This window comes from uncultured Ruegeria sp. (assembly GCF_947489545.1).
Classification (GTDB): Bacteria; Pseudomonadota; Alphaproteobacteria; order Rhodobacterales; family Rhodobacteraceae; genus Ruegeria.
This window is the reverse complement of record NZ_CANLDZ010000072.1, coordinates 1-1,272: the sequence shown is the minus strand read 5'-3', so window position 1 is coordinate 1,272 and position 1,272 is coordinate 1. Positions and strand designations below refer to the sequence as shown.

The window sequence follows — 1,272 nt, the reverse complement described above, 5'->3', positions numbered from 1 at the left end:
CGGTTTTTTCACCCAGTCCCTGTCTGATCGTGACCCTGAGCTTTATGGCTCGATCACGTCCGAGCTGGGTCGCCAGCGTGATGAGATCGAACTGATTGCATCCGAGAACATCGTCTCCGCCGCTGTGATGGAGGCGCAGGGTTCGGTGATGACCAACAAATACGCCGAAGGCTATCCCGGGCGGCGCTATTATGGCGGGTGCCAGTTTGTCGATATCGCCGAGAACCTCGCCATCGATCGCGCCAAACAGCTGTTTGGCTGTGATTTCGCCAACGTCCAGCCGAACTCGGGCTCTCAGGCCAATCAGGGCGTGTTCCAGGCGCTGATCAAACCCGGTGACACCATTCTGGGCATGAGCCTGGATGCCGGTGGCCACCTGACCCACGGCGCCCGCCCGAACCAGTCGGGCAAGTGGTTCAACGCCGTGCAATACGGCGTCCGCAAAGAAGACAACATGCTGGACTATGATCAGGTCGAGGCGCTGGCGAAAGAGCATAACCCCAAGCTGATCATCGCCGGAGGCTCGGCCATCCCGCGCCGGATCGACTTTGCCCGCATGCGCGAGATTGCTGATATGGTCGGCGCCTACCTCCATGTTGATATGGCGCATTTCGCCGGTCTGGTGGCGGCGGGCGAACACCCCAGCCCGTTCCCGCATGCACATGTGGCCACAACCACCACGCACAAGACCCTGCGTGGCCCGCGTGGTGGCATGATCCTGACCAATGATGAAGATATCGCTAAGAAAGTGAATTCAGCGATCTTTCCGGGCATTCAGGGCGGCCCGCTGATGCATGTGATCGCAGCCAAGGCGGTGGCCTTTGGCGAGGCACTGCGGCCCGAGTTCAGGGACTACATCAAACAGGTCGTGACCAACGCGCAGGCGCTGTCGGACCAGCTGATCAAGGGTGGTCTGGACACGGTCACCCACGGCACCGACACCCATGTGGTGCTGGTCGACCTGCGGCCCAAGGGCGTGACCGGCAACATCGTCGACAAGGCCCTGGGCCGGGCGCATATCACCTGCAACAAGAACGGCGTGCCGTTTGACCCGGAAAAACCAACCGTGACCAGCGGCATCCGTCTGGGGTCCCCCGCCGGCACCACCCGCGGCTTTGGCGAGACCGAGTTCCGCCAGATCGCCGACTGGATCATCGAGATCGTCGACGGCCTGGCCGCAAATGGCGAAGACGGCAACGCCGCCGTCGAAGCCAAGGTCAAAGCCGAAGTCGCCAACCTATGCGCCAAATTCCCCCTATATCCTAACTTGTA

1 protein-coding gene is annotated in these 1,272 nt (G+C 61.4%); it reads left to right on the top strand.

Annotated elements, in window-relative coordinates:
- Positions 1-1,272: serine hydroxymethyltransferase (gene glyA, locus Q1B13_RS26795; RefSeq protein ID WP_299085941.1), on the top strand; the 1,272-nt coding region annotated here is incomplete at both ends.